General features: G+C 67.5%; 21 protein-coding genes and 1 riboswitch. Of the genes, 9 read left to right on the forward strand and 12 right to left on the reverse strand.

Annotated elements, in window-relative coordinates; all coding sequences use genetic code 11:
* Positions 1 to 16: 16 nt before the first annotated feature.
* The 4 genes from QRM95_RS01890 to QRM95_RS01905 all read right to left on the reverse strand — a co-directional run bounded on the left by QRM95_RS01890 (position 17) and on the right by QRM95_RS01905 (position 4,016).
* Positions 17 to 766, reverse strand: coding sequence for a lipoate--protein ligase family protein (locus QRM95_RS01890; protein WP_285246192.1), 750 nt, complete (start codon positions 764 to 766; stop codon positions 17 to 19).
* A 77-nt stretch (positions 767 to 843) separates the two neighbouring features.
* Positions 844 to 2,556, reverse strand: a complete 1,713-nt coding sequence (locus tag QRM95_RS01895) for an ABC1 kinase family protein (RefSeq protein WP_285246193.1) — start codon at positions 2,554 to 2,556, stop codon at positions 844 to 846.
* A 5-nt stretch (positions 2,557 to 2,561) separates the two neighbouring features.
* Positions 2,562 to 3,104, reverse strand: a complete 543-nt coding sequence (locus QRM95_RS01900) for a PadR family transcriptional regulator (protein ID WP_285246194.1) — start codon at positions 3,102 to 3,104, stop codon at positions 2,562 to 2,564.
* Positions 3,105 to 3,212: 108 nt separating this feature from the next.
* Positions 3,213 to 4,016: a thioesterase family protein gene (locus QRM95_RS01905; protein WP_285246195.1), complete on the reverse strand. Its 804-nt coding sequence runs from the start codon at positions 4,014 to 4,016 to the stop codon at positions 3,213 to 3,215.
* Between the two features lie 158 nt (positions 4,017 to 4,174).
* Here QRM95_RS01905 and QRM95_RS01910 point away from each other — a divergent pair, with 158 nt between their 5' ends.
* On the forward strand, positions 4,175 to 4,852 hold the full coding sequence (locus tag QRM95_RS01910) for an endonuclease/exonuclease/phosphatase family protein (protein ID WP_285246196.1): 678 nt from the start codon (positions 4,175 to 4,177) through the stop codon (positions 4,850 to 4,852).
* Between the two features lie 21 nt (positions 4,853 to 4,873).
* Here QRM95_RS01910 and QRM95_RS01915 read toward each other — a convergent pair whose 3' ends face one another.
* The gene (locus tag QRM95_RS01915) at positions 4,874 to 5,389 is read right to left on the reverse strand and encodes an NUDIX domain-containing protein (RefSeq protein ID WP_285246197.1); all 516 of its coding nucleotides are present in this window, start codon (positions 5,387 to 5,389) and stop codon (positions 4,874 to 4,876) included.
* Positions 5,390 to 5,421: 32 nt separating this feature from the next.
* The gene (locus QRM95_RS01920; RefSeq protein WP_141946349.1) at positions 5,422 to 5,613 is read right to left on the reverse strand and encodes a DUF1918 domain-containing protein; all 192 of its coding nucleotides are present in this window, start codon (positions 5,611 to 5,613) and stop codon (positions 5,422 to 5,424) included.
* Between the two features lie 74 nt (positions 5,614 to 5,687).
* Between QRM95_RS01920 and QRM95_RS01925 the strand changes: the two genes are divergently transcribed.
* Together QRM95_RS01925 and QRM95_RS01930 are read left to right on the forward strand one after the other, a co-directional pair.
* Positions 5,688 to 6,191: a metallophosphoesterase family protein gene (locus QRM95_RS01925; RefSeq protein WP_285246198.1), complete on the forward strand. Its 504-nt coding sequence runs from the start codon at positions 5,688 to 5,690 to the stop codon at positions 6,189 to 6,191.
* A gap of 144 nt (positions 6,192 to 6,335) precedes the next feature.
* Positions 6,336 to 7,229 carry a glucose 1-dehydrogenase gene (locus QRM95_RS01930; RefSeq protein ID WP_285246199.1) on the forward strand — a complete coding sequence of 298 codons (894 nt, stop codon included), beginning with the start codon at positions 6,336 to 6,338 and terminating at the stop codon, positions 7,227 to 7,229.
* A 34-nt stretch (positions 7,230 to 7,263) separates the two neighbouring features.
* Here QRM95_RS01930 and QRM95_RS01935 read toward each other — a convergent pair whose 3' ends face one another.
* From QRM95_RS01935 to QRM95_RS01950, 4 genes are read right to left on the reverse strand one after another with little or no spacing between them, the layout of a single operon-like run.
* Complete coding sequence (locus QRM95_RS01935; protein ID WP_285246200.1) at positions 7,264 to 7,710, reverse strand: DUF1810 domain-containing protein; 447 nt, start codon at positions 7,708 to 7,710, stop codon at positions 7,264 to 7,266.
* A gap of 24 nt (positions 7,711 to 7,734) precedes the next feature.
* Positions 7,735 to 8,262, reverse strand: coding sequence for a DNA alkylation repair protein (locus QRM95_RS01940; protein ID WP_285246201.1), 528 nt, complete (start codon positions 8,260 to 8,262; stop codon positions 7,735 to 7,737).
* Positions 8,259 to 8,618: a TraR/DksA family transcriptional regulator gene (locus QRM95_RS01945; RefSeq protein ID WP_285246202.1), complete on the reverse strand. Its 360-nt coding sequence runs from the start codon at positions 8,616 to 8,618 to the stop codon at positions 8,259 to 8,261. The genes QRM95_RS01940 and QRM95_RS01945 overlap by 4 nt, the downstream gene beginning before the upstream one ends.
* 21 nt (positions 8,619 to 8,639) lie before the next feature.
* Complete coding sequence (locus QRM95_RS01950) at positions 8,640 to 9,953, reverse strand: coiled-coil domain-containing protein (RefSeq protein ID WP_285246203.1); 1,314 nt, start codon at positions 9,951 to 9,953, stop codon at positions 8,640 to 8,642.
* 256 nt (positions 9,954 to 10,209) lie between these two features.
* A riboswitch (cyclic di-AMP (ydaO/yuaA leader) is annotated at positions 10,210 to 10,379 on the forward strand.
* Positions 10,380 to 10,382: 3 nt separating this feature from the next.
* Here QRM95_RS01950 and QRM95_RS01955 point away from each other — a divergent pair.
* A complete protein-coding gene (locus QRM95_RS01955; protein WP_285246204.1) occupies positions 10,383 to 11,219 on the forward strand; it encodes a C40 family peptidase in 837 nt (278 codons plus the stop codon).
* 77 nt (positions 11,220 to 11,296) lie between these two features.
* Here QRM95_RS01955 and QRM95_RS01960 read toward each other — a convergent pair whose 3' ends face one another.
* Positions 11,297 to 12,763 (reverse strand): protein adenylyltransferase SelO, encoded by a 1,467-nt coding sequence (locus QRM95_RS01960; protein ID WP_285246205.1) that lies wholly within the window; start codon positions 12,761 to 12,763, stop codon positions 11,297 to 11,299.
* 50 nt (positions 12,764 to 12,813) lie between these two features.
* A complete protein-coding gene (locus QRM95_RS01965; protein WP_285246206.1) occupies positions 12,814 to 13,338 on the reverse strand; it encodes a mycothiol transferase in 525 nt (174 codons plus the stop codon).
* A 184-nt stretch (positions 13,339 to 13,522) separates the two neighbouring features.
* Here QRM95_RS01965 and QRM95_RS01970 point away from each other — a divergent pair, with 184 nt between their 5' ends.
* The 5 genes from QRM95_RS01970 to QRM95_RS01990 all read left to right on the forward strand — a co-directional run bounded on the left by QRM95_RS01970 (position 13,523) and on the right by QRM95_RS01990 (position 18,904).
* Positions 13,523 to 14,671 (forward strand): AI-2E family transporter, encoded by a 1,149-nt coding sequence (locus QRM95_RS01970; RefSeq protein WP_285246207.1) that lies wholly within the window; start codon positions 13,523 to 13,525, stop codon positions 14,669 to 14,671.
* A gap of 110 nt (positions 14,672 to 14,781) precedes the next feature.
* Positions 14,782 to 15,648 (forward strand): universal stress protein, encoded by an 867-nt coding sequence (locus QRM95_RS01975; RefSeq protein ID WP_285246208.1) that lies wholly within the window; start codon positions 14,782 to 14,784, stop codon positions 15,646 to 15,648.
* Between the two features lie 62 nt (positions 15,649 to 15,710).
* Positions 15,711 to 17,309: a DUF4389 domain-containing protein gene (locus tag QRM95_RS01980; RefSeq protein WP_285246209.1), complete on the forward strand. Its 1,599-nt coding sequence runs from the start codon at positions 15,711 to 15,713 to the stop codon at positions 17,307 to 17,309.
* Positions 17,310 to 17,384: 75 nt separating this feature from the next.
* The gene (locus QRM95_RS01985) at positions 17,385 to 17,852 is read left to right on the forward strand and encodes a universal stress protein (RefSeq protein WP_285246210.1); all 468 of its coding nucleotides are present in this window, start codon (positions 17,385 to 17,387) and stop codon (positions 17,850 to 17,852) included.
* Positions 17,853 to 17,899: 47 nt separating this feature from the next.
* The gene (locus QRM95_RS01990) at positions 17,900 to 18,904 is read left to right on the forward strand and encodes a polysaccharide deacetylase family protein (RefSeq protein ID WP_285246211.1); all 1,005 of its coding nucleotides are present in this window, start codon (positions 17,900 to 17,902) and stop codon (positions 18,902 to 18,904) included.
* The last annotated feature ends 59 nt before the right edge of the window (positions 18,905 to 18,963 follow it).

Consider the following 18,963-nt stretch of genomic DNA (forward strand, 5'->3'; position numbering starts at 1 on the left):
GAAGAACTGATGCGGGTCACGCCCCCAGGCTGCTGAAGGAAGCAGTTTCCAGGGTGGCGTGGCCCGCATACGTTTCCAGGAGGGCATGCTCCACGGCCGCCACATCCAGCCCGGGTACCAGGTCGTCGGCGGCGCCGGCCGTGGACGGGTCCCAGTCCAGGCCGAGGGCGGCATAGCTGTCCGTGAGCACCTTCCGGATGGGGCCTGAATCCTCCACCACAATCACCGAGCTGAACAGCCAGCCCCCGGAAACCACCCGTTGGGCGGTGCCGACCAGCTTCACGCGGCGGGAGCTGTCGGCCGCATCGGTTCCGTGCACACTGAACTCGCCGGGGCAGTATTCGCCGGGAATTTCCCCTACCGCGGCCTGGACCCCGACGCTTCGCAGGGCCTGGGCGAAGAGTTCACCAAAGTAGCCGAACCGGGCTTTGGACCCGGCTACTGCGTCTGCGTCCGGTTCGATGTGGTCCACCACCAGGGTCCCTTGGTGGTAGGCGGCGGCCCGTCCCCCGGCCCTGCGGACCAAGGGCTCAAATCCGTTGGCCAGGCAGGCCCGTGCGGCCGCATCAAATCCGGGCAACCGGGTGTCCCGTTGCCCGAAGGCGACGGTGGGAGCGGGCCGGTACAGGCGCAGGGTGGGACCAAGGTTGCCTGACCTGGCCCTGGCCAGCAGCTCCAGCCCGAATTCGAGGTCTCGTCCCGCGCCGAAGGACACGTCCTGCCGCACCACAGTCAGCGGGCGGGCGTCGGTACCGGTGTGGTGCATTGTTGCTGAACTCCCTGGCGTCGATGGCCGCCGGCGGACAGGCCTCCCCTAGGTTACGCCCGACGACGGCACGGGCTTTAACGGCCCCGGCGCCCTGCCCACAGTGCGTGCATCAAGGGAACCGCAGAAACGGCCATCAGGACGTCGCCGAAAACCAGGTCGTCAGAGCGGACGATGGCGCCGGCCACCAGCAGCGCACCGAACACCAGGGCCGAACCGGAGCGCCGCGCCGCCCTTTCCAGCCGGGCAGCCTGCCGCTCCAGCCGCGGGACTGCGACCTCAAGCGATCCTTCCTCGAGCCGGCCGGCCAGGGCGTCCAGCCTGCCGGGCAGGCGGAAGGCGGTAGCGGCGGCATCGAGGGCCTGCCGGGCCACGTCCTGGACCACGTTGCCGCGTTCGTTCCGCAGCAGCTGCGCGGCGTAGGGTTCCACGGAGTCCCAGAGGTTGAAGCGCTCATCCAGGGCGCTGCATACCCCTGACGTCAGGGACATGGCGCGGATGATCAAGAGGAAGTTCTCCGGCAGCTGGAATGGCAGCGAGCGGACCACGTCACCAAATTCCACCGCGAAGTCGCGGAACTCGCGGGGGTCCACCTCGCGGAGTTCGGCAAAGCCCATGCCACCGAAGCGGGCGAAAAGCTGGGTCATTGCCCGTTCCAGTCCTGCGCTGTCCGCCGACGGCATCAGCACGCCGACGTCGTTGATCGCCGCCACTAGTCCCTTGCCGTCGCGCGCTGCCGCGGCGATCAGGAGCTTCCGCAGGCCGCTGCGCGTGGAGGCCGTGACCTCCCCCATCATGCCGAAGTCGATGAACGTCAGCTTCCAGCCAGGTCCCCCCGTGCCTGCAGGGACGGGTGTGACGAAGATGTTGCCCGGATGCGGGTCCGCATGGAAGAAGCCGTTGGTGAAGAGCTGGTCGAACATGATGGATGCGAAAACGGGGGCCACCGCGGCGGGATCGATGCCGGCGGTCCGGAGCGCTCCCGCATCGGTGATTTTGATGGCCGTGACGTCCTCGAGCGTGAGTACGCGGCGGGTGGTCCGTTCCCAGACGACTTCCGGCACTGCCACCCTGGCGTCGCCGGCAAAGTCTGCGGCGAAGCGTTCGGCGTTGACCGCCTCGTGCAGGTAGTCAATCTCCTGCAGGCTGATCTGGGCAAATTCCTCCACCAGCGCCGGCATGTCCGCGCGTCGGGAGACGAGGCGGACATGGCTGAGCCAGCCGGCCACCTTCCGAAGGGCGGCGAGGTCGACGTCTACGATCGCGCCAATGCCCGGGCGCTGCACTTTCATGACGACGGCGTCCAGGCCCGTGTCGTCGGCGTCCGGGAGATTCAGGCGGGCGCGGTGGGCCTGGCCAAGGGAGGCGGCCGCAATCGCGGATTCGTCCACGCTGGCGAAGACCCGCGCCACGGGGGCACCCAGTTCCCGCTCAGCCAGGGCGGCGATCCGGGGGAAGGCCACTGGCGGCACCTCGTCCTGAAGCCCTTCGAGTTCTTTGGTGATTTCGGGCGGGAGGACGTCGAGCCGGGAGGACAGGAACTGCCCCACCTTGATCATCAGGCCGCCGAGGTCGATGGCCAGGTCGTGGAACCGGCGTGCAAAGTTCTGCATCCGGCGGGACCGTGTCCGCGCGGAGATGCTGCCCAGCCCCACCCGGGGCAGCAGCAGTTCGAACCACCACGTGGTGGCAAGATGCCAGGCGGCGAACCGGAGGATCCGCCGGTACCGGCCGCGGTGTTCCCGCAGGGGCGACGTCGGGTCGGCCCGGTCCCGGACGGTCAGCGCCACCCGGGTCAGTCCTGCGCGAGGATGGCGTACAGCCGCCGGCGGGCCTCGTCGAGCACCGCGACTGCCTGCTGTACCTGGTGCGGTGAACCGGTCCGGCCCACCTGCGCCGCGGCCTGGGCCAGCTCAATCCCGGCCTTCGGAAGGGAGGCGCCGCCGTTTCCGGGGGTGGCGGCCGCGGGATCCCAGGGCGCGGACCCGTGCAGGTCCGCCGCCTCTTCACGGCCGGCATCGGTCAGCGAGTAGATTTTCCTGCCGTTGGATTCCTCGGCCCTGATGGATCCTTCGTCTGCCAACAGCTGCAAGGTGGGGTAGACGGACCCTGCGCTCGGCTTCCAGCTGCCGCCACTGCGCTCCTCAATTTCGTGGATGACCTGGTAACCGTGCATGGGCTGCTCAGCGAGCAACGCAAGAATCGCCGCCCTGACCTCCCCTTTTCCGGCCCGGGTTCCAGCCCGTTTCTCGAACCGGGAGCGGAACTCTTCAACCGCCTGCCACATTCCGTCCAGGTTGTTCCCGCCGAACCCGCCGGCAGCGTTTGAACCACGCATGATGCACTCCTTCGTCGATCCCGAACGATACACAACGATACTCAGCGATACATTCCGGCACCATAGCCGCACGGCCGGTTTGCCGGGGCAGGGAGCGCTCAGGCGAGGTCAGGTCCTGCGCAGGGTGAGGATTTGCTCCGCCCGGCCGAAAGGGCCCTGCCGGTCGTGCAGCACCGTGGACGTGAGCCCGATCCCGTCAGAGCCGAAGGAAACGGCGTTGTCCAGCCCGAGCCACTCCCCTTGCGGCCTGCGGTACATGTGGATCTGCAGGTCCAGGTTGGGGAAGGCATAGCTGTCCTTGCCCGGCGGGACCCTTGCGGCGATTCCGTTGGCCGTGTCAACCATTCCCATCAGCCGTGCCAGGTCGCCGCTGTCGGCCCGGTCGGTCAGCGGGTGCGCGGTGCGGAGCCACACTTTCCCGGAGCCGGGGCGGTGCCCCTCCGCCACCCGCATTTCCAAGGAACGGATGTAGCCTCCCGGCCAGACGGCCGAGCCGTCATACGGCTTGCATTCGTCCGGGCCCGGAATGGCCGGGTCTTCGACCTCCGCTATGGGGCTGGTATCGCTGGTCAGCATGCGCCAGGCCGTGGCACGGATGGCGGTCCGGCCGCCGGCCACCAGTTCGGCCTGCACCAGTTCAATGGTCCTGCCGGGCCGGAGGGTGGTGGTGTCGATCCGGAAGTCACCACCAGGGATCAGTCCCAGGATCTCGTAGCTGATCCGGGCCATCCGCATGTCGTCGCGCGGCTGGTGCCGTTCCAGAAGGTCAGCCATCAGGCCCGAGGCCGGCGCCATGTGCTGCTCGTGGGCATTCCAGGCACCCTGGGCATGGATGGTTGAACGGAACCGGCCCCCGCCCAGTTCCTGGTAATAGAAGTTGCCCTCGGCGAGTTCAGGCAGGTCTGCAGTCAAAGCTGGCCCCTTTAAGCAAAATTCAGTGAATTGCCACTAACCCTATCGCCAGTCAGTGCGCCGCAACGCGGAAGGCAACGAAATGTTGGCGGGTCCGACAGCCAAGCGGACTACACTCAGGAACTGGTCCTGTCAGCAACCCTCAAAAGAGGTGTTTCATGCGCGTCATCAGCTACAACCTCCGCAAGCATGCCGCAAGCGGCGAACTTCTTGCCCTGGCACGGAATCACGACGTCGATGCGCTGTGCCTGCAGGAGGTGGATTCCAGCGACCTCCCGGAGACCCTGGGCCCCCTCCACCTGGCTGATGCCACCAAGGGCAACAGGCTGGGCCTGGCCATCTACTACCGGACCGGCAGGTTCACGGCCTTGGACACGCAGTCCTTCGCATTGAAGAAATCCATGCACGACAGGGTCCTGGCACCGGCCCATGAGCGGCTGATCGGCACGCGGGTCATGGACAACGAGACCGAACACGAACTGGTGATCGGCTCTTTCCACGCAGCGCCCCTGACGGCGTCGAACTCATTGCGGCGAAAGCAGATCCACGCGGCCCACGCGGAACTGCTGAGCATGGGCAGGGGCCTGATGACGCTGATGGTGGGCGACTTCAATTATCCGTTCTTCACCAAGAACCTGGACATGCACATGAAGAACTCCGGATATGCCCTGTCCTTGAGCAACCGGCGCACCTACACCCGGTACAAGGTTTTCAAAGGCCATTTCGACTTCGCCACCTCCCTGGGCCTGGATATCGCCAGCGTGGAAACCCTTCCGCGCGGCAATTCGGACCACCTGCCCATCCTGGTGACAGCCGAGTACGGCGAGGGCTACTAGGCCCGGCGGCAGCGCCGCCGTTTACCAGGATTCTGCGGCGTCCAGTTGTGCCAGCAGGTCCGGCCAGGCCGCCGCGAAACCGGGGTGGAGTTCCATGCCGTGGACTTCAGCCACCGGAACCCACAGCAGGGCAATGCTCTCCGGATCGCTGATGACCGGCTCAAAGGATTCCCGCACACGGACCACCACGGTGGTGTAGGACCAGTAGCCATGGTCCAGCACGGAGGTGAAGAGAACGTCGACCTTGCCGGGCGGAACTGACGCTTCTTCGTAGGCCTCCCGGAGGGCGCCGTCTACCGGCTCTTCGCCCTGGTGCAGTGCCCCGCCGGGCAGGCCCCAGGTTCCGCCGTTGTGGCTCCATACCGCGCGGTGCTGCAGCAGGACTCCCCTGGCGGGATCCCAGGCCAGGACCCCGGCCGCTCCGAACCTGCCCCAGAACCGGCCGCGGTCACCCTCTACCCAGGCGTCGCCCGGATCGCGGGGGCCGGTCCGCGGCGGCGGAGTGGAGGACAGACTGGAGGGCGGGTAATGGTCCATTGCCCCAGTTTGACAGGTGAAGCAGCGGGACGTCAGGTGCCCTGCCCGTGGTCGACGGCGAAATCCCCGCCAGGGTACATGACTGTTTCGTGGCCGTCGTCGAACCGGACCAGGTACGGCGGGCCGCCGCCCGGGCCGCGGACCTCCAGGATCACCCCGTGCCGGTCCGCGGATCCCACATTCCTGCCACGCACGACGATCCGGTCGCCTTGGGCTGCCTCCATGGCAATCACCTCCACGGCCCAAGGGTACGACCCGCAGGCGCACCGGAACAGGGCCGCATGGCAGGATTTCCGGTATGCCACTGAACCTCGTCCTGCTCGCTGACACCCATGTGCCAAAACGCGCCAAAGACCTGCCGGAACAGGTATGGGCCGCCGTCGACAATGCCGACGTGGTTTTCCACGCCGGCGACTGGGTGGAGGCAGCCCTGCTGGACGAATTCGAACGCCGGAGCAAGCGGCTGCTGGCCGTCCACGGCAACAACGACGGCCCCGAACTGCGCCGGCGCCTGCCGGAAACGGCAACCGCCACCTTGGATGGAGTCCGCTTTGCCATGGTCCATGAGACCGGACCGGCGACAGGACGCGAGCTCCGGTGCGAAGCGCTGTACCCGGACGCCGACGTCCTGGTGTTCGGCCACAGCCACATCCCGTGGGACACGGTGTCACCGCGCGGGCTTCGGCTGCTGAACCCCGGTTCTCCCACGGACCGGCGGCGCCAACCGGCCTGCACCTACATGGAAGCGGTAGTCGACGACGGCGTCCTTGCCGGGGCCAGGCTTGTGGAGGTTCCGCGGTAAGCCGCTTGGCACGCCGGCAGGATTTGCCTAGGCTGGAACAGTAAGCAAGCTTAGTTTTTGTTGGTTGCCCTTTCCGCAATGACCGGCTGCTTCATGTCCCGGGCTCCCAAAGCGCCCGCGTCCCGCCCGAACAGGAGGACCACCATGACCGACCAGTACACCTTCCGCAATCCCGTGACCGCCTACGAACAGATCTCCCCGCCCAAGCAGCACCAGCCCGAACCGGGCCTTGACGCAGAGCTGGAGCCCAAAGCCGACCTGGGTGAGGAAACCTACCGCGGCACCGGCCGGCTGGAAGGCCGCCGGGCCATCGTGACCGGCGCGGACTCCGGAATCGGCGCCGCGACGGCCATCGCCTTTGCCAGGGAAGGCGCCGACGTCGTCCTTTCCTACCTGCCGCAGGAAGAGGAAGACGCCGCCCGCATCGCCGGGATCATTGAGGCCGCAGGCCGAAAGGCGGTCAAGGTGCCGGGCGACCTCAAGGACTCCGCGGCGTGCCGCGAACTGGTGGACACTGCGGTGGCGGTCCTGGGCGGGGTTGACCTCCTGGTCAACAACGCCGGAAAGCAGGTTGCCCAGGAGGACCTCCAGGACATCACCGACGAGCAGTTCGACCACACGCTCAAGACCAACGTCTACGCCATGTTCTGGGTCACGAAGGCCGCCGTGCCGCACATGCCGGCCGGCTCCACCATCATCAACACCACCTCCATCCAGGCGTACAATCCGTCCCCGACCCTGGTGGACTACGCCACCACCAAGGCCAGCATCAACAACTTCACCAAGGGCCTGGCGCAGCAGCTTGCGCCCAAGGGAATCCGTGTGAACGCCGTGGCGCCCGGACCCATCTGGACTCCGCTGCAGGTCAGCAGCGGCCAGCCCAAGGAGGCATTGCCGGAGTTCGGCCAGTCCACTCCCCTGGGCCGCGCCGGCCAGCCCGCTGAACTGGCCCCCGCCTACGTCTTCCTGGCCTCACCCGAGTCCAGCTATGTGGTGGGCGAGACACTGAACGTCAACGGCGGCAGCCCCACGCCCTAGCCTCCCGGCAGCCCAACACGGCCGGGCTCCCCTGTTATTCGGCGGAGTCCCGGCCGGACAGGAGTTCGTCCGTGGCAGGATCCGGCTCGCCATCGAAAAATTGGGCCAGGACCGTCTTGAACACTGTTTCTCCGGGCGCGGCCCGGAGAAACAGCGTCATGGACGAACGGAGCTTCTGCGCATCGATTCCGCCAAGGATGTCCGACGCCGAACGGCCGGCATGCGTGGTGAGAGCCAGGGCGCACTCCAGAAGGCGCGGGCCCAGGACGGGGTGGTCCAGGTAGGCCCGGGCCTCCGCCAGGGACGAGATGGCGTAGGTGCGTGATGTGGCGCTCCGCCCCAGCCCGGCAACCTGGGGGAAAATGAACCACATCCAATGGCCGGTCTTATTGCCGAGCTGCAGTTCGCCGAGCGCGCTTCCGTAGGTGTCCCCGCCGTCTTGGGCGGCGACGAATCGCTCCAGGTCAAACGCTTCACTCATGGGGTCTCCTCTGCGGGTTGCGGGTCACTGCGCCAACTCTTTTTCCAGGAGGCCTGCTGCCGTTTGGAGCTGGGGTTCCGGGTCATCGCGCCATCGCGCCAGGACAGCCGCCGCCCGCTGTCGGTCGCGGTGGTCCAAGCCGGCCAGCAAGGGCACCAGGACGTCGGAGACCAAGGGCGCGGCCAGGTCCACCGCCTGGGCCGAGCGAAGAAAGCCCTCCAACCGGGTCAGGTCCGAATGCCGCAGCAACTGCACCTTTGTTTGCAGCAGGACGATGGCGGCCAGGCGGCGTTCGAAGACCGGCCGCGAGCCGGGTTTCGGCTGGCCCCACAGGACGGAGGCCAGCATGACCGTGGTGTCGTGGCCCATGTCCTTGAACTTCCGAAGGGCGTCCCGGACGGTGCCGCGGACTGCGCCGATCGAAGACCCGTAGGAGGCCAGGGCTCCGCCCAGCCGGCAGCCCACTTCGTCGGCCCGGTACCAGGCTCCCTCGTTCTGGAGGGTCCGGTCGATGAATTCAGCAGCAGCGGCGACGTCGGACACCCCGGTCACCGCGCCCGTCCCGCAGAGGCATGAAGGATACAGAAGGGGGTCCAGGGCCGCGCCTCGAGCCTGCCGTCCGCGATGGGCTCGCCGCAGACCGCGCAGGTTCCATAGGTGCCGTTGGCCAGCCGGGCGAGGGCTGCCTCCACCTGGTCCAAGCCGGCTGAACTCTGCTTCAACAATGCCGACGCCTGCGACAGTTCGAAGGCGATCGTGGCGCCCTCGGGATCGTGTTCGTCATCGACGTTGGAGTCCTGCCGGGCCGAGTTGGCCGCGTCGATATCGGCCCGCAGCGCCGGCAACAGTGCCAGCCGCCGGGCCCGTTCCTCTTCGAGCAGCACCCTGAACCGTTCGAAATCTGGCATGCCGAAAGCCTAGCGCGTCAGTCAGTACCAGTTCAGGGCGACAGAATGGCTCCAGGCGCCGCACGGGGACCCGTAGCGGTCGCGGATGTAGCCAAGCCCCCATTCGATCTGCGTCCGGTAGCTGGTCAGCCAGTCGCTTCCGGCGCTGGCGTACTTTCCCGGCGGCAGGGCCTGGGCTATGCCATAGGCCCCGGAAGAGGCATTCGTGGCAGTGGTCAGCCAGCCGGATTCCTTGGTCCACAGCTGGGACAGGCACTGGAACTGGTCGGGGCCCCAGCCGAAGGCGCCCAGGCGTCCGGAAGCATAGGTCTTGGCGCCGGCCGGATCATTGACGGCACCGCCGGGGATGGAGGGAACGACGACGGGCGGCGGGCTGGTCACGGCAGGCGGCGGCGGATTGCCGGGAACCGGGTCCTCCGGCGGGGCCGGTATCGCCGCGTTGCCGGCCGGAGCTGCGGGCGCGGGGTTGGGCTGCCGGGCTGCGGCTGCGGCGGCCTGCGCCGCGGCTTCGGCCTGCCGGCGGGCCTGCTCCGCCGCGGCGGCGCGCTTGGCCTCCTGGGCCGCTTCATAGGCAGCCAGCGCCGCCTGGCCCTGCCGGTACTCTCCCTCGAGTGCCGCCGTCGTCCCCTTCAGCGAGGCCAGCTGGGCCGTCAGCTCCGTGCTGTGCTGCTTTTCGTCACTGACCTGCCGGGCGAGCGCGTCCTGGGCGGAGCGGGCCGCGTCCAGTTTGGCCTTTGCTTCCCCGGACAGGCGTTCCCGCTCAGTGCGGGCCACTTTTTCCTGGTCTGCCAGTGACGCGGCAACCTTTCCGGCGGCGGCAGCTTTCTCCACCAGGGCCGCAGTCTTGTCGCCCACCAACTGGACGAGGTTGAGCCCCTGGACGCTGTTGTTTTGGAGGGCATCCAGGGCCACGAAGAACCCGGTATTGGTTCCGCCCGTCTTGTACGACTGGACGGCAAGTGCTCCGATTTCCTTGCGGTGCCGGGCCAGTTCGTCATTGGCGCGGACGGCCTGGGCGGACAATGAATCCAGCCTCACCGATGCCGCCTGCAGCTCGGCGTCGGCTGCGGCGTAGTCGGCCGCTGCCCGGACCGCAGTGTCACCGGCGGCTTCAGCCTGGGTCTGGAGTCCGTTCAGCAGCCCATTGATGGTGGTGATCTCTGCCGCTTTCGCTGCCTCGGAAGACTGTGCCTGCTGCACGTCAGCCCAGGACGGATATCCACCGGGAGGTGCAGGCTCGTCCGCAGAGGCAGGCAGCACCGTGGCCGCTGCCACTGCGATGGCGAGCAGTCCCCCCAACAGCGGGGACTTGGGCATGGTCACGAACAGGGGCATAGTCCCGAAGCATACCGGCGGCACGCCGGGGCGGAAAGGCGCCCGTGCCCGGTTTGTTACCCTTTCGCGCCGGCGGCGGACCGGCCGGAGTCCAGCATGGGTGGACAGGACACATCCAATCGCTGGTTGAATACGAGAGAGGAAGCTCGTATGTTACCGAAACGTGACAATTGTGGGGTTGGCGGGTTATGGTCTTCGGGTGTCCCTCCCCAAACGGGACACTCCCATCAGTTTGCCGAGCCCTGCCGCTGATACCGGGATTCAACCGCTTTCATGCTGGCAGGGACGGGGGAACCAAGTTTCCACGACCTTTGAGGTCTTGGGGTTAAGTCGGACAGCTCCTCCGCCCACCGCGGAGATGTGTTCGGCCGGGTATCTCCAACCCGAACCCGACAGCTCACCCCGCAGGCATGGGAGAGGCGATCAATCGTGTCAAAGAATCTCAGCACTGCCCGCCACCGCGCGACCCCGGCCCACTCCATTGCGCTCGAGGGACTTGCCGTGACGGCCAAATCACAGGCCCGTTCGTTGGGCCGTCCGGCCCTCGCCGTTGCCGCCGCGTCCGGCATTGCCTTCGGCGTCGGCGCCCCGGCCCACGCGGGCGTGACGGGCGCGGACACCACTGAACAGGCCAGCGTCCAGGCCGCCGCGTCTCCTGCAGCTGCTCCGGCAGCCGCGGCAGCAACCGTCCACACCGTCGTTTCCGGGGATACCCTCGGCGCAATTTCGGCCGCGTACGGAGTCAGCCTCAATGACGTCCTGGCTGCCAACGGCCTCGGATTGTGGTCCATCATCTACCCCGGTGACCAGATCCAGATCCCCGGCGCGGGCTACGTGGCAGCACCTGCCCCGGCGCCGGCGGCGGCCCCCGTCCAGGCGGCAGCCGCCACCGCACCGGCGAACACCGGCATGAACATGTCCTACGCATCCGCGACGCCGGTGGCCTCCACCACCGGGACCGGGACCGGCGCTGCCATCCTGGCCTCGGCCTACAGCCAGATCGGCGTGAGCCAGGACTGCACCGCCATGGTTGAAAAGGCCCTTCGCTCCGTCGGCAAGAGTGTTGGCGACCTGGCTCCCACGCAGTTCTTCCAGTACGGCAGCGTGGTCGGGAGCCCGGCACCCGGCGACCTCATCATCACGTCGGGCCACGTGGGCGTTTACGCCGGCAACGGCCAGGTTGTGAGCGGCGGCGTCAACGGCTACACCACGCAGGTTCACTCCATCAGCTGGCTCAGCGGCTACTCAGTGGTCCGCGTGGCCTAGTCTTCGCCAGCAAAGCCTGCTCCCAACAGGAGGGTGGCGGCCGGGCCTCCGGTTGCCACCCTCCTGTTGTTGTTAGATCAGGTCCCGCAAAAGGTCGTGTAGGTCCCGAAGCCCGCCGGGGGACCTTCCACGTAGCGTTCCAGCCCGGGGCGCTCGGTGAAAGGATCGGTGACGGCCTGAAGCAGGCGGTGCAGCGGGGCCACGTCTCCTTCCGTGCCGGCGGCGAGGGCTTCCTCCACCAGGTGGTTCCGTGGAATGTAGGCCGGGTTGACGCTGTCCATCAGCCCTGCGTCGGGTTGCAGCGCCAACCACCGCTCCGACCAGGCGTCGAAGCCGGCCAAATCCATCACCATCTTGCGCGCCGGGCGCAGATCGCCGCGGGCCGCCCTGCCGAGGTTACGGAAGAACAGGGTGTAGTCCACCGGGCCGTCCTTGAGGATGGCCACCACCTCGTCAATAACACTGGACGCGGCGTCGTCGCTGACGTTTCCAGCGGCAAGGCCCAGTTTGGTTTTCATGCCGCCGGTCCACGCCGTGCTGTACCGTCCACGGAATCCACCGAGCACCTCCACCGCTGCGGCAACGGCCTTGTCCTCGTCTCCGTCAATGAGCGGGAGCATCGACTCGGCAAGGCGGGCGAGGTTCCATTCGGCAAGGATGGGCTGGTTGGCGTAGGCGTAGCGGCCGCTGACGTCGATGGAACTGAAGACGGCGGTGGGATTGAAGGCATCCAGGAACGCACACGGGCCGTAGTCGATGGTTTCCCCTGAGATGGTCATGTTGTCCGTATTCATGACCCCGTGTACGAATCCAGCCAGCATCCACCGGGCCACAAGTCCGGCCTGGGCGGCAACGACGGACGCGAACAGTGCCAGGTAGGGGTTGGGGGCCACGGCAGCGTCCGGATAAAGCCTGCTGATGGCGTGGTCCGCCAGCCGTTTGAGCAGGTCCATGTTTTCCGTGGCCCGGGCGTACTGGAAGCTCCCAACCCTCAGGTGGCTGTGGGCCACCCGCGCCAGGACGGCGCCGGGCAGCATGCCCTCGCGCCGGACCTGCCGCCCCGTAGCCACGACGGCGAGAGAGCGGGTGGTGGGAATACCCACGGCGTGCATGGCCTCACTGACTACGTACTCACGCAGCATAGGCCCGACGACGGCCCGGCCGTCCCCGGCGCGGGCGAAGGGGGTGCGCCCCGAGCCTTTGAGGTGGATGTCCAGCAGGTGGCCGGCGCGGTCCGTGACTTCCCCCAGCAGGAGCGCGCGCCCGTCGCCGAGCAATGGCGAGTAGCCGCCGAACTGGTGTCCAGCGTAAGCCTGTGCCACCGGAGTGGCGCCTGCGGGAAGGTGGTTGCCCACGAGGAGGCGCACCCCTTCGGGACTGCGGAGGTACTGCGGGTCAAGGCCCAGGCCTGCGGCAAGCTTTTCATTCAGGACCAGGAGTTCGGGGTCCGGCGCTTCCTCGGCCTGCCAGGGAACAGCAAGTTCCGCCAGTTCACGGGCGAAACGGCCGTCGAAGGTGACCGTGGATTCAGCTGCTGCCGTCATGGATTAACCCTAGCGCCATAGTGCCGCCTGGCCCCTCCTTCACCACAGGTTCACGCACTGCCGGCGCCGGCTCCCGCATCATGCAGCCCCTTGGCATAGGCGGCCTGGCCGGCATGCTGGAGGCAGTCCCCCAGGATGCTGACAAGCCGCACGCCAAGGGTCACCGGCGGATCCCAGCGCCTGTCCACCACGCGGTCCAGGTCCGGGCCTTCCAGGCCTTCGAGGACCTTCGTGGTTTGCCGGTGGACCGCTTCACAGTACTCAAGCAGGAGTTCACCGGATGCCCGGACAGTATCCACCTGGCTGCTGGAGTGGCCGTAGCCCGTGTCGCCTTCCGCCAAGGGGAGGCCAAAACGCGACACGAAGCCTTCGGACGTCCAGACCTGTTCCAACTCCGAGGCGGAGGCGACCTGCGCATCCTCCACCCTGCCCAGGTGCCACACCAGCCAGGCAATGGAGTTGCCGCGGCCGGAGGGGCGGTGCTGGAGTTGTTCCTCGTCGAGCCCGTCGAGCACCTGCCGGACCAGGCCCGGGAGGCGGCCGAAGGACTCGAGCAGCAGTTCTCTGGAATCCATGGAGCGGGTGCCTTTCTGGTTGAGCGCACCGGGGAACAATAAGCTTACTGAGTAGACGCAGCACCTGGGAACAGCCGGCCCGGTCAACACTTGCCCTTGTTTCGGCTTTCCGGGACGTGGGGTACAAGGTAACCAAGGTGCATCATTTCGTGGGCCGGGCGGTCACGGCAGGCAAGGAGAAGCGATGGAACGCAGCAAAGTATCCCCGGACGGACACGGGCCGGAACAGTCCCGGACCCAGTCCCTCGCTGCAAGGATGTCAGCGCTCTGGGCGGACGGTTTGGGCCGGGCCAGCATCCGGGCGCTCCAGACACTCTCGCTGCTGGCGCTCGCTTGGGCGGCCGTGGTGGCCGCCACCCGGGTTCCGCTGGTGACCATTCCCGTGCTGGTCGCCTTGATCCTGGCTTCGGCAATGGCTCCCGCCGTACGGTGGCTCGCCGCCCACGGGTTTCCCCGGGCGCTGGCCGTGCTGTCATCCTTCCTGGTAATCATCGCCGTGGCGGCCGGAGTGGTGGGCGGCATCGTTGCACTGGTCCGGCAGCAGGCCTCGGTTCTGGCAGCACGGGCGGAGGCAGGGATTGGCCAGCTGCAGCAATTCATCACCACGGGACCTGTCGCGCTGACCGGTGCGCAAATCGACGCGGCCCGCAACGAATTCCAGAAGTTCCTCGCCGGCGGAACACTCGGGGCCGATGCGCTGACCGGGCTCAGGACAGCCGGGGAGATAGCCGCCGGCACGGTCCTGACGGCCGTCATCCTCTTCTTCTTCCTCAAGGACGGCGAGAAGATCCGGACGTTCCTGATCGGGTTCCTCCCCGGCAACCAACAAGAAAAAGCACAGCTGGCCGCGGAACGAAGCCTCCTGGTGCTCGGCGGCTACGTCCGGGGCACCCTCATCATTGCCGCGATCGATGCGATCCTGGTGCTCGTGGGGCTGCTCATCCTTCGGGTCCCCCTGGCCGTCCCGCTGGCCGCCGTGGTCTTCCTGGGCGGGTTTATTCCGATCATCGGGGCAACCACCGCCGGCAGCCTCGCCGTACTGGTAGCCCTGGTGGAAAACGGGCCCGTGCCCGCGCTCATCGTGCTGATCATTCTCGTGGCCGCGAACCAGTTCGAACACCACATCCTCCAGCCTGTCTTCATGGGCCGGGTCCTGCGGATCCACGGGCTGGTCATCATTTTGGCGCTGACGGCCGGGGCCACCTTGGCCGGGGTAGTCGGGGCGCTGCTCGCTGTCCCGCTGGCCGCCGTCGGATGGACCATCTACAGGACGCTGTCCGGACGCGAAGCAACGGCCGGGGAACCACCGGCACCGCCGGCACCTTCGGGCTAGCCGGTTTCTGCACACCTGCTTCGGTGACTTTCGGCCCTAGAGTGCCGGCGGGGCCGGGGTCAGTCTGGAAGGGCAGGAAGACCCTTTCACGACAAGCAGGAAGTGCGGCCATGTCATCCCAGAAACCCATCGCCGTGGGCACCAACGATTCAGCACAAAGCCAGGCCGCAGTCTTGTGGGCAGCCCGCCGTGCCCACCGCGCCAACCTGCCCCTGGTGATCCTCCACGTGGTCGATGACCGGTGGATCGCCGAGCCGTACCCCTGGTTCGGGACGCTTCAGCAGGCAGGCGAGGAACTCCTCAAGACCGCGGCCGGACGCCTTGAAGGGTCCGTCCCCGTCACCCCCGCGACGGAAATGCTCACCGGAAGCGTGGGCGGGTCCTTGGCAAAATATTCCAAGAAGACTTCCATGATGGTCATCGGCTCCGGCAGCGGGCACCTCGGCGGCACCCTGGCCGACCGGGCACTCCAGGTTGCCACCGCCTCGAAAGTCCCGGTCGCCGTCATCGGAACCCAGGACCTGGAAGGCAGGACGGGCGTCGTCGTGGGCGTGGATGGATCAGCGGAATCAACCCAAGCCGTCGCGTTTGCCGCCGCCGAAGCAGACCGCAATGGTGACGAACTCACGGTCGTCTACGCCGTCAACGTCCCGGACCCGGTGGTCGACGCCGGCCTGACACCCGGCGCCCTCGCTGACCTGATCGTCGACGAGGAACGCATTGTCCTCTCCGAAACCGTCGCCGGGCTCAAGGAAGACTACCCGGACCTGACGGTCTACCAGCGCCTTGTATCCGATAAGGGCCCGGTGGACGCCCTGGTCGACGCCGCCGCAGGGGCCCGCCTCCTGGTGGTGGGCAGCCGCGGACGGGGCGCCTTCAAGCGCCTGCTCCTGGGTTCCACCGCCCACGGCGTGCTGAAGCACCTTCCGTGCCCCACCATCATTACCCGGACCCAGGCCATGAAGGTCACCGACTAGCCGCAGAGCCCGCAGCTGTTCGTCCCCACCTCTGCATGACCCCACCCGGAAGGTCCGGCGCCATGAAAAAACCCGCCGCAATCATCATGCTGATCCTTGGGATCCTGTTCGCGCTTCCGGGCCTTGCGGCACTGGCGGGAGGTGCCGTGGCTTCCGCCGTAGGGTCGATCCAGGGAGACGGATTCCTCACGTCCGGTACGTCACGGTTCTCGGTGAACTCCTTCGCCCTGACCTCCCCGCGCGGCGACACCATGGGGCAGGAGGTGCCCGGCCGGCTTCCCTTTGACATTGGCACCCTGCGGCTGCGGGCGGAATCCGAGACGCCGGGCAAGGCGGTCTTCGTCGGCATCGCACCGCAGGCCGACGTCGAAAAATACCTCGCAGGCGTGCACCACTCCGAACTGCTCAACGTCTCCCAGCGGGCGTTCCGCGCCGATTACCGTGATGTTCCCGGGAACAGTCCTGCCGCGCCGCCGGCGGACCAAGGCATCTGGAGCGCCTCGGTATCCGGCTCCGGCCAGCAGGAACTCACCTGGAACCTGGCACCGGGGGCCTGGGAAATCGTGGTGATGAACGCTGACGCCTCGTCCGGCGTGGACGTCCAACTGCAGGCGGGCTTCCACTCAGACCTCTTTCGTCCGGCGGCCACGGCCTTGCTGGTGGCCGGGATTATCGCCCTGCTGGTCGGGATACCACTGATCATTGCCGGCGCGGCAGGGCTGGGTCGGCATGCAGGACCCCCAAGGGGCGGGACGCCGGCGGGAGCACCGGCAACCGCAGGCCCGGCGATAGCCATGGCCGGGCCCGGCCAGGCCGCCGGACCGGCACAACCCGGCACACCGGCGCAATACGGGGCATTCCATGAACCACAGGCCTTCGCTCCGGTGCCGCTTCCCCCCGCGGGCTACCCGGCGAGGCTGGTCGGCGAACTGGATCCAGGCCTCTCCCGCTGGTTGTGGCTGGTCAAGTGGTTCCTGGCCATCCCACATTTCATCCTGCTCTTCTTCCTCTGGTTCGCCTTCGTCATCACCACGATCGTGGCAGGATTCGCCATCCTGTTCACCGGCCGCTACCCGCGGGCACTGTTCGACTTCAACGTCGACGTGATGCGCTGGAACTGGCGGGTGGCCTTCTACGCCTACGCCGCCGTCGGCACCGATCTCTACCCGCCGTTCACGCTGAGGCGCACCAACTATCCTGCCGACTTCGACGTGGACTACCCTGAGCGGCTCTCCCGCGGCCTGGTCCTGGTGAAATGGTGGCTCCTGGCCATCCCGCATCTCCTCCTCGTGGCCGCCTTCGCGGGCACCACTGGCAGCGTGTGGAGGTGGGAGGCAGGGGACAACGTCATCGGCAGCACCTACGAACGCGGATCGGGCCTGTCCCTCCTGGGCCTGCTGGTGCTGGTTGCGGCCGTCATCCTGTTGTTCACCGGCCGCTACCAGCGTCCATTGTTCGATTTCATCCTCGGCGTGGACCGCTGGATCTACCGGGTCCTGGTCTACACCTCACTGATGCGTGACGAGTACCCGCCCTTCCGGCTGGACCAAGGCGCCGGTGAGCCCGGGCCGGCCCCTGCCGCTCCCCCGGCAGGCCTTCCACCCGCCGCGGCCGGGCCGCCGCCCGCGGGCGGGCCCCAAACCGTGGGGCCTGCGCAGTGACCTTCGCCCCTACCTCCCGGCCGCAGTGACGGACGATGATGGGCGTGACCAGCCGGGTCCGATGAAGGAGCAGACATGAGCGTTGCCGGGGCACCGATAACCAGCATCGTGGTGGGCGTCGACGGATCGGAGGCGTCAGTTGAGGCCCTCCGCCAGGCCCAGCGGATGGCCGTCCCGTTGGGCGCCAAAGTCCAGGCAATAGCCTGCTGGGACTACCCCCAGGTGTACACCGGCTACGTGATGATGGGTGTGGAAGGCTTCGAGGAGGGCGCCAAAGCAGTCCTCGACGAGGCCGTGACGCAGGCTTTCGGCAACGACACGCCGTCGAACGTCACCGCCACCCTGGTCCGCAGCCATCCGCGGGAGGCGCTGATCGACGCCAGCCGCGAGGCTGACATGATCGTGGTGGGCCGCCGCGGGCACGGCGGGTTCGGCGGCCTGCTCCTGGGCTCGGTGAGCTCCGCCGTCGTCGCCCATGCCCACTGCCCGGTCCTGGTGGTTCACACCCCTGAGGCCCGCGCCGTCGATTCCAAAGCCTCCTGACGGCGACGGCGCCAACAACCACCAGCGTGCCGGGCGGGTGAGGGCAAGTGCCGGCGAATAACGTACGACGACGGACGCTCGCCCTGGCGATCGTCGGCGCCTTGGTGGTCCTCGCCGTCGCCTTTATCCTGTTTCGTCCGGCACCGGCGGCCGGCCCGCCGGCACCGTCCCCTTCGGGGTCTTTGGCAGCACAGCCCACCGTCCAGCCCACCCGGTCAGCGTCTGCCAGCCCGGATGCTGCCCCAGGCAGCGCACCGCCTACTGGAACGGACACCCCTGAAGCGGGCGAAACCCCGGTGGAACCCCCGGTTACGGTGCCGGCGGCCGAGCCGGAGCCCTCCAAGATACCTGAAGCACCTGCCGAACCGGCCGCACCTGCCGAACCGGCTAATCCCCCGCCGCCGGCACCGTTTCCCGAACCCCTCCGCGGCCAGGACCTCACCGTGATTCCCGGGGCAGGCCGCACCATCGCACTGACCTTCGATGCCGGAGCCAACGCCGCTGGGCTGCCAAAAATCCTGTCCACCCTCGCCGCCAAGGGTGTTGCCGGCACCTTCTTCCTGACCGGAAACTGGGCTGCCAGCAACCCGCAGGGAGTGGCACAGATTGCCGCGGCCGGGCACCGGGTGGCAAACCATTCCATGACGCATCCCGGGTTCACCGGACTGGCAGGGGACGCCATCGTCAACCAGGTGCGAGGTGCCGAGCAGGCCATCCTGGCGGCCGGCGCCGATCCCAGGCCCCTGTTCCGGTTCCCCTACGGCGAACGTGACGCCCGGACCATCGAGGCCGTCAACGCCCTGGGATACGTGGCTGTTCGATGGACGGTGGATACCTTGGGGTGGAAGGGAACCAGTGGCGGCGCCAGCGTCCAGTCGGTGGCCGACCGTGTCCAGGCCGGGCTGCAGCCCGGGGAGATCGTCCTGATGCACATCGGTTCAAACCCCGACGACGGCACCACGCTCGACGCCGACGCCCTTGCCCAGGTCATCGACCGCATCAGGGCCGCAGGATACGGTTTTGTCACCCTTGATGCCCTGCTGGCGCGCTAGCCTCCGGCCGGAACGGGACTAATGGCTCTGCCTGCGCCCAGCCCGCCATCGAATACTGG

This window comes from Pseudarthrobacter sp. efr-133-R2A-89 (genome assembly GCF_030209315.1).
Lineage (GTDB): Bacteria > Actinomycetota > Actinomycetes > Actinomycetales > Micrococcaceae > Arthrobacter.

What these genes read in the sequence shown, in the direction of transcription:
- QRM95_RS01890 (WP_285246192.1), bottom strand. Translation starts at nt 766, where the DNA reads ATGCACCACACCGGTACCGACGCCCGCCCGCTGACTGTGGTGCGGCAG.
- QRM95_RS01900 (WP_285246194.1), bottom strand. Translation starts at nt 3,104, where the DNA reads ATGCGTGGTTCAAACGCTGCCGGCGGGTTCGGCGGGAACAACCTGGAC.
- QRM95_RS01910 (WP_285246196.1), top strand. Translation starts at nt 4,175, where the DNA reads ATGCGCGTCATCAGCTACAACCTCCGCAAGCATGCCGCAAGCGGCGAA.
- QRM95_RS01915 (WP_285246197.1), bottom strand. Translation starts at nt 5,389, where the DNA reads ATGGACCATTACCCGCCCTCCAGTCTGTCCTCCACTCCGCCGCCGCGG.
- QRM95_RS01920 (WP_141946349.1), bottom strand. Translation starts at nt 5,613, where the DNA reads ATGGAGGCAGCCCAAGGCGACCGGATCGTCGTGCGTGGCAGGAATGTG.
- QRM95_RS01925 (WP_285246198.1), top strand. Translation starts at nt 5,688, where the DNA reads ATGCCACTGAACCTCGTCCTGCTCGCTGACACCCATGTGCCAAAACGC.
- QRM95_RS01930 (WP_285246199.1), top strand. Translation starts at nt 6,336, where the DNA reads ATGACCGACCAGTACACCTTCCGCAATCCCGTGACCGCCTACGAACAG.
- QRM95_RS01935 (WP_285246200.1), bottom strand. Translation starts at nt 7,710, where the DNA reads ATGAGTGAAGCGTTTGACCTGGAGCGATTCGTCGCCGCCCAAGACGGC.
- QRM95_RS01945 (WP_285246202.1), bottom strand. Translation starts at nt 8,618, where the DNA reads ATGCCAGATTTCGAACGGTTCAGGGTGCTGCTCGAAGAGGAACGGGCC.
- QRM95_RS01950 (WP_285246203.1), bottom strand. Translation starts at nt 9,953, where the DNA reads ATGCCCCTGTTCGTGACCATGCCCAAGTCCCCGCTGTTGGGGGGACTG.
- QRM95_RS01960 (WP_285246205.1), bottom strand. Translation starts at nt 12,763, where the DNA reads ATGACGGCAGCAGCTGAATCCACGGTCACCTTCGACGGCCGTTTCGCC.
- QRM95_RS01965 (WP_285246206.1), bottom strand. Translation starts at nt 13,338, where the DNA reads ATGGATTCCAGAGAACTGCTGCTCGAGTCCTTCGGCCGCCTCCCGGGC.
- QRM95_RS01970 (WP_285246207.1), top strand. Translation starts at nt 13,523, where the DNA reads ATGGAACGCAGCAAAGTATCCCCGGACGGACACGGGCCGGAACAGTCC.
- QRM95_RS01975 (WP_285246208.1), top strand. Translation starts at nt 14,782, where the DNA reads ATGTCATCCCAGAAACCCATCGCCGTGGGCACCAACGATTCAGCACAA.
- QRM95_RS01980 (WP_285246209.1), top strand. Translation starts at nt 15,711, where the DNA reads ATGAAAAAACCCGCCGCAATCATCATGCTGATCCTTGGGATCCTGTTC.
- QRM95_RS01985 (WP_285246210.1), top strand. Translation starts at nt 17,385, where the DNA reads ATGAGCGTTGCCGGGGCACCGATAACCAGCATCGTGGTGGGCGTCGAC.